Genomic DNA, 16,933 nt, shown 5'->3' with positions numbered 1-16,933 from the left:
AAGTCTGGCAGGGGGAACACGGGATCTCAAGCGGAAAAAACGCAAAGAAAAGGCCTGCATGGCAGGCCTTTATCATCAGGGCGAATCATCAGACCTTTTTGAAGATCAGCGATCCGTTGGTGCCGCCAAAGCCGAAGGAGTTACACAGGGTGTACTCCATGCCGCTGACCTGGCGCGCTTCGTGAGGAACGAAGTCGAGGTCAATCCCCTCTTCCTGGTTATCCAGGTTGATGGTAGGCGGAACGGCCTGGTCGCGCAGGGCCAGAATCGAGTAGATCGACTCAACCGCACCCGCAGCACCCAGCAGGTGGCCGGTCATGGATTTGGTGGAGCTGACCATTACGCGGCTGGCTACATCACCAAACACAGATTTAACGGCCTGTGCTTCAGCAATGTCACCCGCAGGGGTGGATGTACCGTGGGCGTTCACGTAGCCAATCTGGCCAGGCTCAATGCCCGCATCACGAATGGCATTCACCATCGCCTGCGCTGCACCTGCGCCATTTTCCGGCGGTGACGTCATGTGATAGGCATCGCTGCTCATGCCAAAACCAACGAGTTCAGCATAGATTTTCGCGCCGCGCTTTTTCGCGTGCTCATACTCTTCGAGCATCAGGATACCTGCCCCGTCGCCCAGTACGAACCCATCACGGTCTTTATCCCACGGCCGGCTCGCCGCCTGAGGATTATCGTTACGGGTTGACAGCGCGCGCGCCGCACCAAAGCCACCCACGCCGAGCGGGGTGCTGGCTTTTTCAGCACCGCCAGCCAGCATCGCATCTGCGTCGCCGTAGGCAATCATGCGTGCCGCATGGCCGATGTTATGCACACCGGAGGTACACGCCGTGGCAATAGAAATGCTAGGGCCACGTAAACCAAACATGATGGTCAGGTGACCGGCCACCATGTTAACAATCGTGGACGGGACGAAGAAGGGGCTAATCTTACGTGGACCGCCGTTAACCAGCGAACTGTGGTTTTCTTCGATTAAGCCAAGACCGCCGATACCCGAGCCGATTGCGGCACCGATACGTGAGGCGTTCTCTTCCGTCACTTCAAAGCCAGAATCCTGCATGGCCTGAATGCCAGCGACAATTCCATATTGAATGAAGGCATCCATCTTGCGCTGATCTTTACGCGAGATAAATTCTTCACAGTTAAAATCCTTTACTAAGCCAGCAAATTTGGTTGCATAGGCGCTAGTATCGAAATGGTCGATTAGGCTGATGCCGCTCTGACCGGCAAGAAGAGATTTCCAGGTGGACTCTACGGTATTGCCGACAGGAGACAACATGCCAAGTCCGGTCACAACTACACGACGCTTAGACACGCTTGTCCTCCAGGGAGGGATGATAAAAAAGAGAAAAAAAGGGGCAACAGATAAAACTCAGGCGGTCGAGTGACCGCCTGGAGATGTTCACTTACGCCTGGTGGCCGTTGATGTAATCAATGGCAGCCTGAACGGTGGTGATTTTCTCAGCTTCTTCGTCCGGAATCTCAGTATCAAACTCTTCTTCCAGAGCCATTACCAGCTCAACGGTGTCAAGAGAATCAGCGCCCAGGTCTTCAACGAAAGATGCGGAGTTAACAACTTCTTCCTGCTTAACGCCCAGCTGTTCGCCGATAATTTTCTTAACGCGTTCTTCGATAGTGCTCATACTCTTAAATTTCCTATCAAAACTCGCTTTCGCGATGGTTTTCGTAGTGTATAAAATGTTGAAAAATTTGCAACTAAATCCCGGCAGGTCTTACCACGATTTTACGCTATTTTGCGGGTGTTTGCCCTCATAACGCAAATCATTTTGCACATATTGCTGCTCAGAATCGCACAGAGTGCGCGGTTCCTGAGCATTTTGTGCAAACTACGGTCAGACCATGTACATCCCGCCGTTGACGTGCAGAGTTTCACCAGAGATGTAACCTGCTTCATCAGACGCTAAGAATGCAACCGCACTGGCGATTTCTTTTGCATCGCCAAGGCGACCCGCTGGAACTTGCGCCAGAATACCCGCACGCTGATCGTCTGACAGCGCACGCGTCATGTCCGTTTCAATGAAGCCCGGAGCAACAACGTTCACCGTAATACCGCGGGACGCAACTTCACGCGCCAGCGATTTACTGAAACCGATCAAGCCCGCTTTCGCCGCAGCGTAGTTGGCCTGACCAGCATTTCCCATGGTACCAACCACAGAACCGATAGTGATAATACGACCATGACGCTTTTTCATCATAGCTCGCATTACCGCTTTTGACAGACGGAAAACTGATGACAGGTTGGTTTCGAGAATGTCGTTCCACTCATCATCTTTCATTCGCATTAACAGGTTATCGCGAGTGATTCCGGCATTATTGACCAGAATATCCACTTCGCCAAACTCTGCGCGAATATTTTCCAGAACAGATTCGATAGATGCCGGATCGGTCACATTCAACATCAGACCTTTACCGTTTGCACCCAGATAATCGCTGATGGCCTGAGCACCATTTTCGCTGGTAGCGGTTCCGACAACTTTCGCGCCACGGGCAACGAGCGTTTCAGCGATAGCACGGCCAATGCCGCGGCTTGCACCGGTAACCAGCGCAACTTTTCCTTCAAAACTCATGGTTTTGCTTTTCCTCTTCTTATTGCTCAAGCGCCGCTGACATCGCCGCCGGCTCGTTAATGGCCGAGGCAGTCAGGGTGTCAACAATACGTTTTGTCAGCCCGGTGAGGACTTTACCCGGGCCCACTTCATACAGGTGTTCAACGCCCTGGGTAGCCATAAACTCAACGGTTTTGGTCCACTGTACCGGGCTGTAGAGCTGGCGAACCAGCGCATCACGAATCGCGTCTGCGGCCGCTTCACACTTCACATCCACGTTATTGATAACCGGGATCTGCGGTGCATTAAAGGTGATTTTTGCGAGTTCAACAGCCAGCTTCTCAGCGGCAGGCTTCATTAGCGCACAGTGTGAAGGAACGCTCACCGGCAGAGGCAGCGCACGCTTAGCGCCCGAAGCTTTACAGGCGGCACCAGCACGCTCAACGGCTTCTTTGTGCCCGGCGATAACCACCTGGCCTGGAGAGTTGAAGTTTACCGGGGAAACCACCTGCCCTTCAGCAGACTCTTCGCATGCTTTGGCGATAGCTGCATCGTCCAGACCGATGATCGCAGACATGCCACCCGTACCTTCAGGCACGGCTTCCTGCATGAATTTTCCACGAAGTTCGACCAGCTTCACCGCATCAGCGAAGGCAATCACGCCAGCACAAACCAGCGCTGAGTATTCACCAAGGCTGTGACCAGCCATCAGCGCAGGCGCTTTACCGCCCTGCTGCTGCCAGACACGATACAGTGCGACGGAGGCAGTCAGCAGCGCAGGCTGAGTCTGCCAGGTTTTGTTCAGTTCTTCTGCCGGGCCCTGCTGGGTCAATGCCCACAGGTCATAGCCGAGCGCCGCAGAGGCTTCTGCGAAGGTTTCTTCGATAACCGGATAGCTCGCAGCCATATCGGCTAACATGCCAACGGTCTGAGACCCCTGTCCCGGAAACACAAATGCAAATTGCGTCATCTTATAATCCTTAATTAGAAACGAACCAGTGCAGAGCCCCAGGTGAAACCACCGCCGAAGGCTTCGAGCAGCACAAGCTGACCGCGCTTAATGCGGCCATCGCGTACGGCTTCATCAAACGCGCACGGCACGGATGCAGCGGAAGTGTTGCCATGACGATCGAGCGTGACAACCACGTTCTCCATCGGCATGCCCAGCTTTTTCGCCGTCGCGCTGATGATGCGCAGGTTAGCCTGATGCGGCACCAGCCAGTCGAGGGCAGTACGCTCAAGATGATTAGCCGCCAACGTCTCTTCAACGATGTTAGCCAGCTCTTTCACCGCGACCTTGAAGACTTCATTCCCTGCCATGGTCAGGTGAATCGAGTTTTCCGGATGAACGCGGTCTGCGTTCGGCAGCGTCAGCAGCTCGCCGTAGTTACCATCCGCATGCAGGTGCGTGGAGATGATCCCTGGCTCTTCTGAAGCACTGAGTACGACGGCTCCTGCGCCATCGCCAAAAATAATGATCGTGCCGCGATCGGTTGGATCGCAGGTGCGAGCCAGCACGTCGGCACCGATAACCAGCGCGTGCTTCACGGCACCAGACTTCACATACTGATCGGCAATGCTCAGCGCGTAGGTAAAGCCTGCGCAGGCGGCCGCAACGTCAAACGCCGGGCAACCCTTAATCCCCAGCATGGACTGGATTTGGCATGCGGCACTTGGGAAAGCATGGGTCGCAGATGTGGTTGCCACTATAATCAGGCCAATCTGTTCAGCATCGATACCCGCCATGTCCAGCGCGCGCTTAGCGGCTTCATAGCCCATGGTTGAGACAGTTTCATCTGGCGCGGCGATACGACGCTCACGGATACCTGTGCGGGTGACAATCCACTCGTCAGACGTATCCACCATTTTTTCCAGATCGGCGTTCGTACGCACTTGTTCAGGCAGATAGCTGCCGGTACCTACAATCTTCGTATACATGTACGCTCAGTCTTTTGGTGGTAATACAGATTCGAGGCGAGCGGCGATCCGCTGTGGGACCTCACGCTGCACCGCCTGCACTGCCTGTTCAATCGCCACGCTAAACGCGCGCTGATTGGCTGCACCATGACTCTTAATCACCGTGCCGCGCAATCCTAACAGACAGGCGCCATTATACTGGTCGGGGTTGAGGTGACTGAATCGCCTTGAGAGGCTTTTTTGTAACCAATGCTTCAAAATTTTCAGCCACCACGGTCGTTTTTTCCCCTCGCCCTGAGATTTCAGCAGGGAAAGAAACATTCTGACAACGCCTTCCATCGTTTTTAATGTGACGTTTCCCGTAAAACCGTCACAAACCAGCACATCAGTTTTGCCGGTTAATAATTCGTTGGCTTCGAGATAACCAATATAGTTGAGGGATTCGACATTTTTCAGCATCGCAGAGGCATCGCGAATGCTGTCGAGCCCCTTGGTCTCTTCTTCGCCAATGTTCAGTAGCGCAACGCGCGGTTTCGAGATGCCAGCCACTTCTTCGGCCATCACGGCGCCCATCACCGCAAACTGCACCAGCATGGTACTGTCGCAATCGACGTTGGCACCTAAATCCAGCACCACCGTTTTGCCTTTTTGCTGATGCGGTAAAATCGTCACCAGCGCCGGGCGCTCAATCCCTTCAATAGGTTTAAGCAGTAATTTTGCCAGCCCCATCAGCGCACCGGTATTGCCGGCACTGACGCAGGCCTGGGCCCTTCCTTCTTTCACCAACTCAAGCGCAATACGCATCGAGCTTCCCCGGCTGTTGCGAATCGCCTGAGCCGGGCGGACATCACTGGCAATAACTGACTGGGCAGGGATAATCTGCAGACGTGAACGTTGTTCGAAGTCAGCTTTGGCAAGTAATGGCGTTATGGTGTCGGGGTCACCGACGAGAAGAAGCGAGAGCTGTGGGTTAGCGTGCAGTGCCTGCAAGGCTGCAGGCACCGTCACGGAAGGGCCAAAATCGCCCCCCATGACATCCAACGCTAAGGTCAGACGTGTCAAGGTTTCGTCGCCGCCTGGTTCGGTGTATCCCCCGCTTGCGCGGGGAAATCCTCACTAAGCTTCATCACGCTTGCGCGTGATTACTTAGCGATAACCTTGCGACCGCGGTAGAAACCGTCGGCAGTGATGTGGTGACGCAGGTGTTTCTCACCAGAAGTCTTGTCTACAGACAGGCTGGTAACTGCAGTCAGAGCGTCATGGGAACGACGCATGCCACGTTTGGAACGAGTTGGTTTATTCTGTTGTACGGCCATGGACCTTACTCCTCAATTACTTACGCTTTAAGCTGGCTAATACGGCAAATGGGTTTGGTTTTTGTGCCTCTTCAGGCAGTTCGCCAAAGACCATGTCCGCGTCGGACACTTCACAGTGTTCAGAATCATGCACCGGAACCACAGGCAAAGAGAGGATAATTTCATCCTCGACTAAAGCCCGCAGATCGATTTCACCGTATTCGTTAACCTGAATCGGTTCATACGCTTCCGGGAGTGCTTCAGCCTGCTCATCATTTTTGACCGGGCTGAAACAATACGTTGTGTGAACGGCAAGGGGGAACGGTTTCCCGCAGCGCTGGCATTCGAGAGTCACCGCCACCTTTGCATCGCCCTTAATAACGGCGAGACGCTGGTTGTCGATGGCGAACGTCATGTCGCATTCCACATCACTGTCCACACTGACTACAGACTCGGCAAGACGCTCCACCTGCTCCGGGGTGTAAACACCCTCGTAGTCGAGGCGTTTTTGAGCGGTGCGAACCGGATCAAGAGTCAGGGGTAATTTTACCTTTTGCATAGGGCGCGCATATTAACTTTGTAACGTCATAGAGTCAAAGAAAAAGGCACCCGCGGGAGCCTTTTGCCAATTATTCGCACACATTGCGGCCTGTAGTTTAAAATGTCGCAATCCGAATCACCAGATCCTGGTTAAAAAATTATGCCGCAGCTTATTCTAGCCTCCACCTCACCTTATCGCCGCGAACTGCTGAAAAAGCTCGAGGTCCCCTTCCAGTGCGCCGCTCCTGAAGTTGATGAGCTTGCCCTGCCCGGCGAATCTCCGCGTCAGCTCGTATTAAGACTGGCCCAGGCCAAAGCGATGGCGCTGGCAAAACGCTTCCCCGATCATCTTATTATTGGATCCGATCAGGTCTGCGTGCTGGGTGGGAAAATTGCCGGTAAACCGCACACCGAAGAAAAGGCGCGTAGCCAGCTGCGTGAGGCCAGTGGACACGTCGTGACCTTCTATACAGGACTGGCGCTCTATAACAGCGCTAACGGTCACCTGCAAACCGAATGCGAGCCGTTTGACGTTCACTTTCGTCATCTGAGCGACGCTGAGATTCATCATTACATCCAGAAAGAGCAGCCGCTGAACTGTGCCGGCAGCTTTAAGAGTGAAGGGTTAGGTATTTCTCTGTTCGAGCGTCTGGATGGGCGCGATCCGAACACGCTGATAGGGTTGCCGCTGATTGCCTTATGCAAAATGCTGCGTAATGAGCAGTTTAATCCGCTATTACGTTGACTGAACAACGTCGGGGGACTGCGCTCACCCGACCGACAAATAGCAGAACGCCCCTTTCGGGGCGCTGGGGTATCACTTCTGGCTTCGTAACACCTTCAGACAGTGCTTGAGCCCATTGTCCATTGGCGCTTCAATACGCAGCGTTTCACCTGTTCCAGGATGCGTAAACTTCAGCGCGGCGGCGTGCAGGAACAGGCGGTTTAATCCTGTGCCTGCCAGTTGCTTATCAAACTCCCGGTCGCCATATCTGTCGTCAAACGCAATCGGATGACCGGCGTGAAGCGTATGAACGCGGATCTGGTGGGTTCGTCCGGTTACCGGGCTACAGCGAACCAGCGTCGCAAACTCAAATCGCTCTTCAACCTTAAAACGGGTTTCCGAAGGTTTTCCTTCCTGGCTGACGCGCACGATGCGCTCGCCGCTTTGCAGAATGTTTTTCAGTAATGGTGCCTGCACCACTTTCGTATGCGACTGCCACTGGCCGCGAACCAGCGCCAGATAATCTTTCTGCATACCTTTCTCACGCAGCTGCTCGTGTAATGAGCGAAGCGCAGAACGTTTCTTCGCAACCAGCAGCACGCCTGATGTATCGCGGTCAAGACGATGTACCAGTTCAAGGAACCGCGCTTCAGGGCGCAGCGCACGCAGCCCTTCAATCACGCCGAAGCTCAAGCCGCTGCCGCCATGCACCGCCGTGCCTGATGGCTTATTCAGCACCAGAATATGGTCATCTTCATAAAGGATAACGTCGCTCAGTGCGGCAACTTTTTGCAGATGCGGCGATACCGCGTCCTCTTCACGTTCGGCTACGCGCACCGGCGGGATACGCACTTCATCGCCCGCTTCCAGCTTATATTCCGGCTTCACGCGCTTTTTATTTACGCGCACTTCACCTTTACGCAGGATGCGATAAATCATGCTTTTTGGCACGCCCTTCAGCTGGGTGCGCAAAAAGTTGTCAATTCGTTGCCCCGCCTCATCGTCGGCGATGGCAACCATTTTTACGGTCGGTGTCTCAGTTTTCATGGGGGGCGATTCTAAAGAGGCACAGGCATTCGCGCCACTCCTTTTTCTGTGCTTATATTAACTTCGTTGCGGTACTCATTTTTTGATGCACTGACTGGATTGCTGCTTATTAGAGCAATCGGTTCCGGGAAGTGAAAAAACTGTGAGTAACTGGGTGATAAATGGTAAAAGTCATCTTGCTATAACAAGGTTAGCAGGGAATAATGATGCCGTTTTCCGTGCTGAGTCCTTGTAAGTACAAGCAGTAAACGGAATGACCCATTTTGTCTGAACGATTTTTTATGCAGCAATGGCGTAAGACGTATTTATCTTTCAGACAGTTAGCGGGCTGCGGGTTGCAGTCCTTACCGGTTGATACTCTCTATTTCAAGCTGCAGGAAGGCGGCAAACCTGGGATCTCCAGGCGCTACTCCAGTAGATGGCTGGGGTAAGCAGGTGAAGCCAACGCACCTGCAACTTGAAAGACTATGAGTATAGAAGGAACCTTCTCTGGAGAATTTTCCCAGGCTGTTCCCCTGAATAATTGCGCTGTGTTTCCGTTTGAAACACAGGCTACCGACACTTTGCGCCTCTTAAGCGAGCGACAACCGTGAGGTTGGCGACGTGAACAGTCACGAGGCCATCGGTTTACCCCCGGCAAGGAAAACTCTGCCCGTAGCTTAGTCGTCAATGCAAGAATAATGAGTAAGTTACGATGAAAAGAATGTTAATCAACGCCACTCAGCAAGAAGAGTTGCGTGTCGCCCTCGTTGATGGGCAGCGTCTGTACGATCTGGATATCGAAAGCCCAGGACACGAACAGAAAAAAGCGAACATCTACAAAGGCAAAATTACCCGTATTGAACCCAGCCTTGAAGCCGCATTCGTTGACTACGGTGCCGAGCGTCACGGTTTCCTCCCCCTCAAAGAAATCGCCCGCGAATACTTCCCTGCTAACTACAATGCTCATGGCCGCCCGAACATCAAAGATGTGCTGCGTGAAGGCCAGGAAGTCATTGTGCAGATCGATAAAGAAGAGCGTGGCAACAAAGGCGCAGCGCTGACTACCTTTATCAGCCTTGCGGGCAGCTATCTGGTACTGATGCCGAACAACCCACGCGCCGGTGGTATTTCCCGTCGCATCGAAGGTGACGATCGTACCGAACTGAAAGAAGCCCTTTCCAGCCTGCAGCTGCCGGACGGCATGGGCCTGATCGTGCGCACCGCAGGCGTCGGCAAATCTGCCGAAGCGCTGCAGTGGGATCTCAGCTTCCGCCTGAAGCACTGGGAAGCCATCCAGAAAGCCTCCGAAAGCCGTCCTGCTCCGTTCCTGATTCACCAGGAAAGTAACGTTATCGTGCGTGCTTTCCGTGACTACCTGCGTCAGGACATCGGCGAAATCCTCATTGATAACCCGAAAGTGCTTGAGCTGGCTCGCCAGCACATCGCCGCGCTCGGTCGTCCGGATTTCAGCAGCAAAATTAAGCTCTACACCGGTGAAATCCCGCTGTTCAGCCACTATCAAATCGAGTCGCAGATTGAATCTGCGTTCCAGCGCGAAGTGCGTCTGCCGTCCGGTGGTTCTATCGTTATCGACAGTACCGAAGCGCTGACCGCTATCGACATTAACTCCGCGCGTGCAACCCGCGGTGGCGACATCGAAGAAACCGCTTTCAACACCAACCTGGAAGCAGCCGATGAAATCGCTCGCCAGCTGCGTCTGCGTGACCTCGGCGGCCTGATCGTTATCGACTTTATCGACATGACGCCAGTTCGTCACCAGCGTGCGGTGGAAAACCGTCTGCGTGAAGCCGTCCGTCAGGATCGTGCGCGCATTCAGATCAGCCACATCTCTCGCTTCGGCCTGCTGGAGATGTCCCGTCAGCGCCTGAGCCCGTCGCTCGGTGAGTCCAGCCATCACGTTTGCCCACGCTGTAGCGGCACCGGCACCATCCGTGATAACGAATCTCTGGCGCTGTCTATTCTGCGTCTGATTGAAGAAGAAGCGCTGAAAGAGAACACCCAGGAAGTCCACGCGATCGTTCCTGTTCAGGTAGCGTCTTACCTGCTGAACGAAAAACGTGCGGCCATCAGCGCCATCGAAACCCGTCAGGGTGGCGTGCGCTGCATCGTCGTACCAAACGATCAGATGGAAACCCCACACTACTCCGTGCTGCGCGTTCGTAAAGGCGAAGAGACTCAGACCCTGAGCTATCTGCTGCCGAAACTGCACGAAGAAGAGATGGCAATGCCGTCTGAGGATGAACCAGCTGAACGTAAACGCCCTGAGCAGCCTGCTCTGGCAACGTTCGTGATGCCGGATGCACCTCCTGCACCGGTCGCTGAAGTGGCGAAAGCCGCTGCACCGGAAGCAAAAGCAGTAGCCCCTGCTGCACCGGGTCTGGTTTCCCGCATTCTCGGTGCGCTGAAGTCAATGTTCAGCAGCGAAGCGCCAGCCGTGGCTGAGCCTGAACCGGTTAAAAAAGAAGAGAAACCAGAGCGCCAGCAGGATCGTCGCCGTTCTCGTCAGTCTAACCGCCGCGACCGTAATGACCGTGATCGCAACGACCGTCGCGATAACCGTGGCGAGCGTGGTGACCGCGATAATCGTGGTGAGAACAGCGAAGGTCGCGAAGACAACCGCCGCAACCGTCGTGAGAAGCCGCAGCAGAACGCTGAAACCCGTGAAGCACGCCAGCAGAACGTGGTGGAAGACGCAGATAAAGCGAAATCCCGCGACGAGCAGCCGCCGCGCCGTGAACGTAACCGTCGTCGTAATGATGACAAGCGTCAGGCACAGCCGGACGTAAAAGTTCAGGCCGAGCAGCCAGTTCAGGAAACCGAACAGGAAGAACGCGTTCAGACTATGCCGCGTCGCAAGCAGCGTAACCTGGCGCAGAAAGTCCGCATCGAAACCGCCGCAGAAACCGCGGAAAGAACCGCAGCTGTTGGTGAAACCGCAGCCCCGCTTGAAGCTGTTCCGGCTACCAGCACTGAGCTTGCTAAAGTCGATCTGCCAGCCGTCGTTGACGTACAGGCTGAAGACGAAAACGCAGAAGGTCGTGATACCGCAGGCATGCCGCGTCGCTCCCGTCGTTCTCCGCGCCACCTGCGCGTGAGCGGCCAGCGTCGTCGTCGCTACCGCGATGAGCGTTACCCGACCCAGTCCGCCATGCCGCTGACCGTTGCCTGCGCATCGCCAGAAATGGCTTCCGGTAAAGTGTGGATCAGCTATCCGGTGGCTCGCGCTCAGGAGAACCTGGCAGAAGAGACTCGCGAACAGGAAACCGTTGCGCCAGTCATTGAAATTGCCCCGGTCGAAGCGCCAGCGCCAGTTGCTGAAGCAGCTGCACCAGTCGCAGCTGATGAACCTGCTGTAGTGGCAGAACCGCAGGCAGTGGAAGCTGAAGTAACAGCACCTGTTGTGGAAACCACGCATCCGGAAGTGATTGCTGCGCCTGTTGATGAAGCGCCGCAGATCATTGCTGAAGTGGATGCTGTTGTCGCAGAAACCGTAGCGGAAGAAGCGAAACCAGCCGTGGCAGAGCCCGCCGCAGTGGAAGAAGTGGAAAGCGTTATCGCTGCAGCTCAGCCAGCGGCGGTAGAAGCGCCAGCGCCAGTTGCCGCACCAGCTCCGGCAGTTGAAACGCCGGTCAAGGCTGCCGTTGCTGAACAACCAGCCGTGGTCGCTAACAAACACGCAACCGCCCCGATGACGCGTGCACCAGCACCGGAATATGTGCCGGAAGCACCGCGTCACAGCGACTGGGTTCGCCCGGCCTTCGGCTTCGAAGGTAAAGGCGCAGCCGGTGGCCACAGCGCCACCCACACGGCAACCGCCGGCCCTACTCGCCCACAGTCAAACGACTAAGCGACAAAAGCCTCACTAAACCGCCTTCGGGCGGTTTTTTTATGTCCTGAGACATCCCTGATGCCGGATGGCGCTTCGCTAATCCGGCCTACAAATCCCCCGTAGGTCAGGTAAGCGCAGCGCCGCCTGGCAGCGTTTTGTCGCCCGTAATCAGATAAAAAAAAGCCCGCGCCGGGGTGAGTGGCGCGGGCACAGAGAACATGGCTTTTTCAGGGCATGTTCAAAACCGGGCTATTTATTCAACTGGAACAGCGACATGCCCTGCATATCGGTAAAGGCTTTGTAGGACGCCTGAAGCGCTGCCTGCTGCATGGTGTAGTTGGAAATGGTGGCGTTCCAGTCCACATTGACCAGGTCGCTCATCTGCTGAGTCTGACTCAGCTTACGGTCATCGCCCAGGGCGTTGAGCTTATCAAGTTCGTTCAGCTGCGTACCCACTTCTGCCTGCACGCTCAGCACGTTGTTCAGTGAATTACGCAGGCCGCGGTTGGTTTCATCAATGGTTGCCTGGGCCGTCGCCTGAGCGGCATCGTCGTCTGCCACCGGCGTTTTCAGCGCAGCAATCGCGCTATCGAGTAGCTTAAACAGGTTTTGTTCCGGCAGCGTGCCATCCGGGTTCTTCACCGCATTTGGCGTAACGGCGTCGAAAATTTTGTCGCCGGTATGACCGATGACCATCGAACGGGAAGAATCCACCTGCTGCTCGACGTTAGTGGTGCCGCCCGTATAGGCTCCGGTTGCTGAGTCAAACGGCGCGCTGTCCGTTTTATACCCGGCAAACATATAGCGACCGTTACCGTCCTGGCTGTTCGCCAGGTTCATCAGCTGATCGCGAATCCCCTGTAGATCGGTCGCCAGCGACGCGCGGTCATCGTCGCTAAGCGTGCCGTTCCCGGCATAGACGATTTTTTCCTGTGCCGTCTGAATGGCAGTCGTCACGGAAGAAAGCGTGTTGGTTTCCTGCGAGATACGCTGCGTGGCAAAGCTGCGGGCAGAAGCAAACTGTGCGGTCTGCGCCTGGGCCTGAGACAGCACTACGGCCTGAGAGGCAGCAATAGGATCGTCTGAAGGGCGGTTCACGCGCAGGCCAGTGGACATCTGCTCGCCATATTTCAGCCAGGAAGATTGGGAGTTAGTAATGCCGCCCATCGTCTGCTGGTACATCATTAAGGTACTGATACGCATCCGTCACGTCTCCTTAGCGAATATTGATCAGCGCGTCGAAAAGCGTGCTGGCGGTCTGCATTACCTGGGCATTCGCCAGATAGTACTGCTGATACAGCTGCAGGTTGCCGTACTCTTCATCGAGGTTAACGCCGGAAATGGACTGCTGCTGTTTGGTAAGCTGCGTCACAACGTTGCCCTGAGTGGTGCTGCTGGTTTCCAGCGTCGAGGTTTTGTTCCCCACGTCGCTGACCAGCGAAGCATAAGCATCGTTAACGGTTTTATTGCCGCCCACCAGCTTACTGTTTTGCAGGTCAAGCAGCGCCTGGCCATTACGGTTATCGCTTTCGCCACTTTCCGCGTCATCAACGCCCATCGCAATCTTGCCGGAATCACTCAGCGCCACGCTCATGTTGACGATGGCGTTAGCGACCGGCTTCACGGTGAAGCTGTCGTTTTTGTTCGCCGAGCCGCTGACGCTGATGTTCAGACCGTCAAAACTCAGGCTACCGTCGCTTTCGACCGTCGGCGTCACTGGGGTGTTATCGGACAGACGCGTCACCTGCCAGCTGGTGCCGTCGAAGCTCACCTTGTAGTCGGTCGCCTGGACCTGAGTGCTATCGGTAATTTTCGCACTCAGCGTGGCATCACCTGTATTTTTAGTGTTGCTGAGCGTTGTCGGGCCGCCAATATTGAAGAAATTCCCGCCGACATCACCGTTGGCATCAATCCCCTGCGCATTCTGTTTGTTGAATGCATCGGCAAAGGCCTGCGCCATCTGATTCAGGCTATTGCGCGTCTGGTCGAGATCCTGGGAGCGGAAGGTCAGCAGACCGCCGAGTGAACCGGTGGTCAGCAATTTTTCAGGGATTTCAATATTGCCTGCGACGTTATCAACGTACGCGACCGTGGTGCGCGACGGATCGGCGCTGCTTGGCACAGCCGCCAGCTGGTGAGCATTACTGCCCTGCACCAGGTTGTAACCGTTGGCCATGGTGATGTTATACGTGCCGCCGTCCTGCACGTTCACTTCCACGCCCACCAGCTGGTTGAGCTGGCTGACCAGCTGATCGCGCTGGTCCAGCAGGTCGTTAGGCGAAGCTCCCGCCCCGACGCCGGTCAGTTTGGATATTTTGTCGTTCAGCGTCGCTATCTGCTGCGAGTAGTTGTTGATCTGCGCCACCGACGAGGCAATCGCGCCGTTAACCTGTTTGTCCTGATCGCGCAGATACTGATCGGTGGTCTTGAACTGGTTTACCAGCCCCTGCGCTTTTCCAAGTACAGACTGACGCGCGGCCGGATCTTCAGCATTGCTGACCAGCGTTTGCAGGCTGGCGTAGAAATCCTGCAACGTTGCGGAAATGGAGTTGGTGGTGTCCGACATCAAATCGTCAATTTTCGACATCTGCTGATAGCGCGTGGTCAGACCGCTACTCTGATTCTGCGCCGCGTTCAGCTGATTGGTGATGAAGGCATTGTACTCGCGCTGTACGCTGGAGACCGTTACCCCATTGCCCACCCAGCCGCCTGCGCCCAGCGTACTGTTCGCCGCCGAAAGTATCGTCGTCTGGCGGGTATAGCCGGACACGTTATAGCTGGCGATGTTGTTACTGACGGTATTCAGCGCCGCCTGAGCCGCACCGAGGCCGCTCATTGCGCTATTCATTAAACTGGACATGGAGGTTCCTTTATTCTTTTAGACACGAGTCCTGACCAGAATTATCGGCACCGGTCAGCTGAACTTGAGCGGTTTCAGAACAGATTTTCGATATCGTTGCCGTAGGCTTTGCTCACCTTTTCGCCCATTGATTTAAGCTGCTGGATCATCCCCGTAAGCTTGCGGGCATAGTTCGGGTCAGTGGCATAACCTGCTCTTTGCAATGCCTGAGCGCCCTGCTCTGGCGTTGCCGCCGAGGTGACTGCCGCATAGCGCGGGTTGCGGGTCAGCAGGCCGACGTAATCAGACAACGCTTCCAGATAAGAGCCGTAAACGCGGAAACGGGCTTTCACCTTCTTCATCTCCCCGTTTTCATATTCGGTGGTGGTGATCTCCGTAACCTTGCCTTTCCAGTCGGACGATGCTTTCACCCCGAAGAGGTTGAAGCTCGGCTCGCCGTTTTCCCGGCGAATCTGCCGCTGCCCCCAGCCAGACTCCAGCGCCGCCTGGGCGAGAATCAGGTGATGCGGGATCCCGCTCTGCTCACTGGCAAGTTTTGCCGGAAGGGAAAGCTGGGCGAGGAAGTCGTGGCTGTCGCCCGGCACGTCTGCGGCATCGCTGGCATCCGGAGCTTTCGGCATCGCCTTGCGCACCATCTGCGTCAGCGCCGAATTTTGATAGCTGGTGACGGTTGCAGGATCGAACTTAAGCGGCACCTGGGCAGGCGCATCACTCGGCCCACCCTGGGCTGCGGTCATCTGGCGGACCATTTCATCCGCCAGCCCAAGCCCTTTGCCCGCCGTCATCTGCTGAGCAATTTGCTGATCGTACATACTGGTGTAAAGCCGCGTCTGATCGCTACTGAACAGGCCGTCTTTCGGCAGCGCCTCACGCATGCTTTTCAGCATCATCTGCACGAACATACCCTCGACCTGCCGGGCCACTGGCCTTAAGTTTGCCTGTGGATCTTTCCCGGCCTTCGCCTTCAGGTCGTTCAGCGACTGCGCGTCCCAGGCCGCGCTCGCCATCAGCTTGCTGTCGCCCAGCATCAGATAATTTCCACTTTGGCACGCAGGCAGCCTGCGCTCTGCATCGACTGGAGAATCGACATCAGCTCGATTGGCGATGCGCCCAGCGCGTTCAGCGCCCGCACAACGTTGTTCAGATTGGCGCTGGAACGAATGCTCTGCATCGCGCCGCCGCTCTGTCGCAGGTCGATCTGCGTCTGTGGCGTCACCACCGTTGAACCGCCGCCAAACGGCGTATCCGGCTGGCTGACCTGGGCGGAGCGGTTGACCGTGACCGACAGATTGCCCTGCGCGACCGCACAGCTGTCGAGCGTCACTTCGCGGTTCATCACCACGGACCCGGTACGGGAGTTGATGATTACTTTCGCATCCTGCGGCGTAACGCCCACTTCCAGATTCTGAATATCCGCCAGCAAACGCACCTGATTACTGCCGCCGCTGGAGGCGCGGATCTGCACGGTACGCGCATCGAGCGCCGTGGCGTTACCATAGCCGCCGCGGCGGTTGATGGTGTCGGCAATCTGCTGAGCCATGCCGAAATCATCTTCGTTCAGCTGCAGATTGATGGTATTGCCTGCGCCGAACTGGCTCGGCAGCTCGCGTTCAATGGTCGCGCCGCCGGTGATGCGCCCGCCGTTCAGCTGGTTCACCTGCACGCTGCTGCCGCCTGCCGCCGCCCCGGCACCACCGACCAGGATATTCCCCTGCGCCAGCGCATAGACCTGGCTGTCGACCCCTTTCAGCGGCGTCATTAACAGCGTGCCGCCGCGCAGGCTTTTGGCGTTACCCATCGATGACACCACCACGTCAATGGTCTGGCCCTGACGGCCAAACGCCGGAAGCTGGGCGGTAACCATCACCGCCGCCACATTTTTCAACTGCATGTTGGTGCCCGCCGGCACGGTGATCCCGAGCTGCGAGAGCATGTTGTTCAGGCTTTGGGTGGTAAACGGCGTTTGGGTTGTCTGGTCGCCGGTGCCGTCAAGGCCCACCACCAGGCCATAGCCAATCAGGGAGTTTTCCCGCACGCCCTGCACGCTGGTGAGGTCGCGAATGCGGTCGGCCTGGGCGAAGGTCGCCACCAGAACCAGGGCAATGCCCGCCAGTGTTTTAAACATGTTCCACCTCG

Annotated in this window: 15 protein-coding genes; 2 read left to right on the top strand and 13 right to left on the bottom strand. The window is 55.9% G+C overall.

Annotated features, from left to right (window positions below):
• Positions 1–88: 88 nt before the first annotated feature.
• The 8 genes from fabF to yceD all read right to left on the bottom strand — a co-directional run bounded on the left by fabF (position 89) and on the right by yceD (position 6,353).
• Positions 89–1,330: a beta-ketoacyl-ACP synthase II gene (gene fabF, locus RTU33_RS14395; protein WP_312628228.1), complete on the bottom strand. Its 1,242-nt coding sequence runs from the start codon at positions 1,328–1,330 to the stop codon at positions 89–91.
• Positions 1,331–1,421: 91 nt separating this feature from the next.
• A complete protein-coding gene (acpP, locus tag RTU33_RS14390; protein ID WP_003857954.1) occupies positions 1,422–1,658 on the bottom strand; it encodes an acyl carrier protein in 237 nt (78 codons plus the stop codon).
• A 210-nt stretch (positions 1,659–1,868) separates the two neighbouring features.
• On the bottom strand, positions 1,869–2,603 hold the full coding sequence (gene fabG, locus RTU33_RS14385; RefSeq protein ID WP_312628227.1) for a 3-oxoacyl-ACP reductase FabG: 735 nt from the start codon (positions 2,601–2,603) through the stop codon (positions 1,869–1,871).
• Positions 2,604–2,622: 19 nt separating this feature from the next.
• Positions 2,623–3,552 (bottom strand): ACP S-malonyltransferase, encoded by a 930-nt coding sequence (gene fabD, locus RTU33_RS14380; RefSeq protein WP_312628226.1) that lies wholly within the window; start codon positions 3,550–3,552, stop codon positions 2,623–2,625.
• Between the two features lie 14 nt (positions 3,553–3,566).
• Positions 3,567–4,520 (bottom strand): beta-ketoacyl-ACP synthase III, encoded by a 954-nt coding sequence (locus tag RTU33_RS14375; protein ID WP_312628224.1) that lies wholly within the window; start codon positions 4,518–4,520, stop codon positions 3,567–3,569.
• 6 nt (positions 4,521–4,526) lie between these two features.
• A complete protein-coding gene (gene plsX / locus RTU33_RS14370; RefSeq protein ID WP_312628222.1) occupies positions 4,527–5,561 on the bottom strand; it encodes a phosphate acyltransferase PlsX in 1,035 nt (344 codons plus the stop codon).
• An 80-nt stretch (positions 5,562–5,641) separates the two neighbouring features.
• Positions 5,642–5,815 carry a 50S ribosomal protein L32 gene (gene rpmF, locus RTU33_RS14365; RefSeq protein WP_000290724.1) on the bottom strand — a complete coding sequence of 58 codons (174 nt, stop codon included), beginning with the start codon at positions 5,813–5,815 and terminating at the stop codon, positions 5,642–5,644.
• A 16-nt stretch (positions 5,816–5,831) separates the two neighbouring features.
• Positions 5,832–6,353 carry a 23S rRNA accumulation protein YceD gene (gene yceD / locus RTU33_RS14360; RefSeq protein WP_312628219.1) on the bottom strand — a complete coding sequence of 174 codons (522 nt, stop codon included), beginning with the start codon at positions 6,351–6,353 and terminating at the stop codon, positions 5,832–5,834.
• A 141-nt stretch (positions 6,354–6,494) separates the two neighbouring features.
• Here yceD and RTU33_RS14355 point away from each other — a divergent pair, with 141 nt between their 5' ends.
• Positions 6,495–7,079, top strand: a complete 585-nt coding sequence (locus tag RTU33_RS14355; RefSeq protein ID WP_312628218.1) for a nucleoside triphosphate pyrophosphatase — start codon at positions 6,495–6,497, stop codon at positions 7,077–7,079.
• Between the two features lie 72 nt (positions 7,080–7,151).
• Here the strand turns inward: RTU33_RS14355 and rluC are convergent, their stop codons facing one another.
• Positions 7,152–8,105, bottom strand: a complete 954-nt coding sequence (gene rluC / locus RTU33_RS14350) for a 23S rRNA pseudouridine(955/2504/2580) synthase RluC (RefSeq protein WP_312628217.1) — start codon at positions 8,103–8,105, stop codon at positions 7,152–7,154.
• Between the two features lie 694 nt (positions 8,106–8,799).
• Between rluC and rne the strand changes: the two genes are divergently transcribed.
• The gene (gene rne, locus RTU33_RS14345; protein ID WP_312628216.1) at positions 8,800–11,955 is read left to right on the top strand and encodes a ribonuclease E; all 3,156 of its coding nucleotides are present in this window, start codon (positions 8,800–8,802) and stop codon (positions 11,953–11,955) included.
• Between the two features lie 231 nt (positions 11,956–12,186).
• Here rne and flgL read toward each other — a convergent pair whose 3' ends face one another.
• The 4 genes from flgL to RTU33_RS14325 all read right to left on the bottom strand — a co-directional run bounded on the left by flgL (position 12,187) and on the right by RTU33_RS14325 (position 16,922).
• Entirely contained in the window at positions 12,187–13,140 is a 954-nt protein-coding gene (gene flgL / locus RTU33_RS14340; RefSeq protein WP_312628215.1) for a flagellar hook-associated protein FlgL, read from the bottom strand.
• A gap of 13 nt (positions 13,141–13,153) precedes the next feature.
• A complete protein-coding gene (gene flgK, locus RTU33_RS14335) occupies positions 13,154–14,797 on the bottom strand; it encodes a flagellar hook-associated protein FlgK (protein WP_312628213.1) in 1,644 nt (547 codons plus the stop codon).
• A gap of 74 nt (positions 14,798–14,871) precedes the next feature.
• Entirely contained in the window at positions 14,872–15,825 is a 954-nt protein-coding gene (gene flgJ / locus RTU33_RS14330; RefSeq protein WP_312628212.1) for a flagellar assembly peptidoglycan hydrolase FlgJ, read from the bottom strand.
• Positions 15,825–16,922, bottom strand: a complete 1,098-nt coding sequence (locus RTU33_RS14325; RefSeq protein WP_312628211.1) for a flagellar basal body P-ring protein FlgI — start codon at positions 16,920–16,922, stop codon at positions 15,825–15,827. Before RTU33_RS14325 ends, flgJ begins: the two co-directional genes overlap by 1 nt.
• Positions 16,923–16,933 lie beyond the last annotated feature (11 nt).

This window comes from Scandinavium sp. (assembly GCF_032012665.1).
In the GTDB taxonomy this organism is placed as follows: Bacteria; Pseudomonadota; Gammaproteobacteria; order Enterobacterales; family Enterobacteriaceae; genus Scandinavium.
This window is presented reverse-complemented; position numbering and strand designations above follow the sequence as displayed.

Bases quoted from the DNA above. Each gene is read 5' to 3' on its own strand.
- acpP (WP_003857954.1), bottom strand. From the start codon at position 1,658: ATGAGCACTATCGAAGAACGCGTTAAGAAAATTATCGGCGAACAGCTG.
- fabG (WP_312628227.1), bottom strand. From the start codon at position 2,603: ATGAGTTTTGAAGGAAAAGTTGCGCTGGTTACCGGTGCAAGCCGCGGC.
- fabD (WP_312628226.1), bottom strand. From the start codon at position 3,552: ATGACGCAATTTGCATTTGTGTTTCCGGGACAGGGGTCTCAGACCGTT.
- RTU33_RS14375 (WP_312628224.1), bottom strand. From the start codon at position 4,520: ATGTATACGAAGATTGTAGGTACCGGCAGCTATCTGCCTGAACAAGTG.
- rpmF (WP_000290724.1), bottom strand. From the start codon at position 5,815: ATGGCCGTACAACAGAATAAACCAACTCGTTCCAAACGTGGCATGCGT.
- yceD (WP_312628219.1), bottom strand. From the start codon at position 6,353: ATGCAAAAGGTAAAATTACCCCTGACTCTTGATCCGGTTCGCACCGCT.
- RTU33_RS14355 (WP_312628218.1), top strand. From the start codon at position 6,495: ATGCCGCAGCTTATTCTAGCCTCCACCTCACCTTATCGCCGCGAACTG.
- rluC (WP_312628217.1), bottom strand. From the start codon at position 8,105: ATGAAAACTGAGACACCGACCGTAAAAATGGTTGCCATCGCCGACGAT.
- rne (WP_312628216.1), top strand. From the start codon at position 8,800: ATGAAAAGAATGTTAATCAACGCCACTCAGCAAGAAGAGTTGCGTGTC.
- flgL (WP_312628215.1), bottom strand. From the start codon at position 13,140: ATGCGTATCAGTACCTTAATGATGTACCAGCAGACGATGGGCGGCATT.
- flgK (WP_312628213.1), bottom strand. From the start codon at position 14,797: ATGTCCAGTTTAATGAATAGCGCAATGAGCGGCCTCGGTGCGGCTCAG.
- flgJ (WP_312628212.1), bottom strand. From the start codon at position 15,825: ATGCTGGGCGACAGCAAGCTGATGGCGAGCGCGGCCTGGGACGCGCAG.
- RTU33_RS14325 (WP_312628211.1), bottom strand. From the start codon at position 16,922: ATGTTTAAAACACTGGCGGGCATTGCCCTGGTTCTGGTGGCGACCTTC.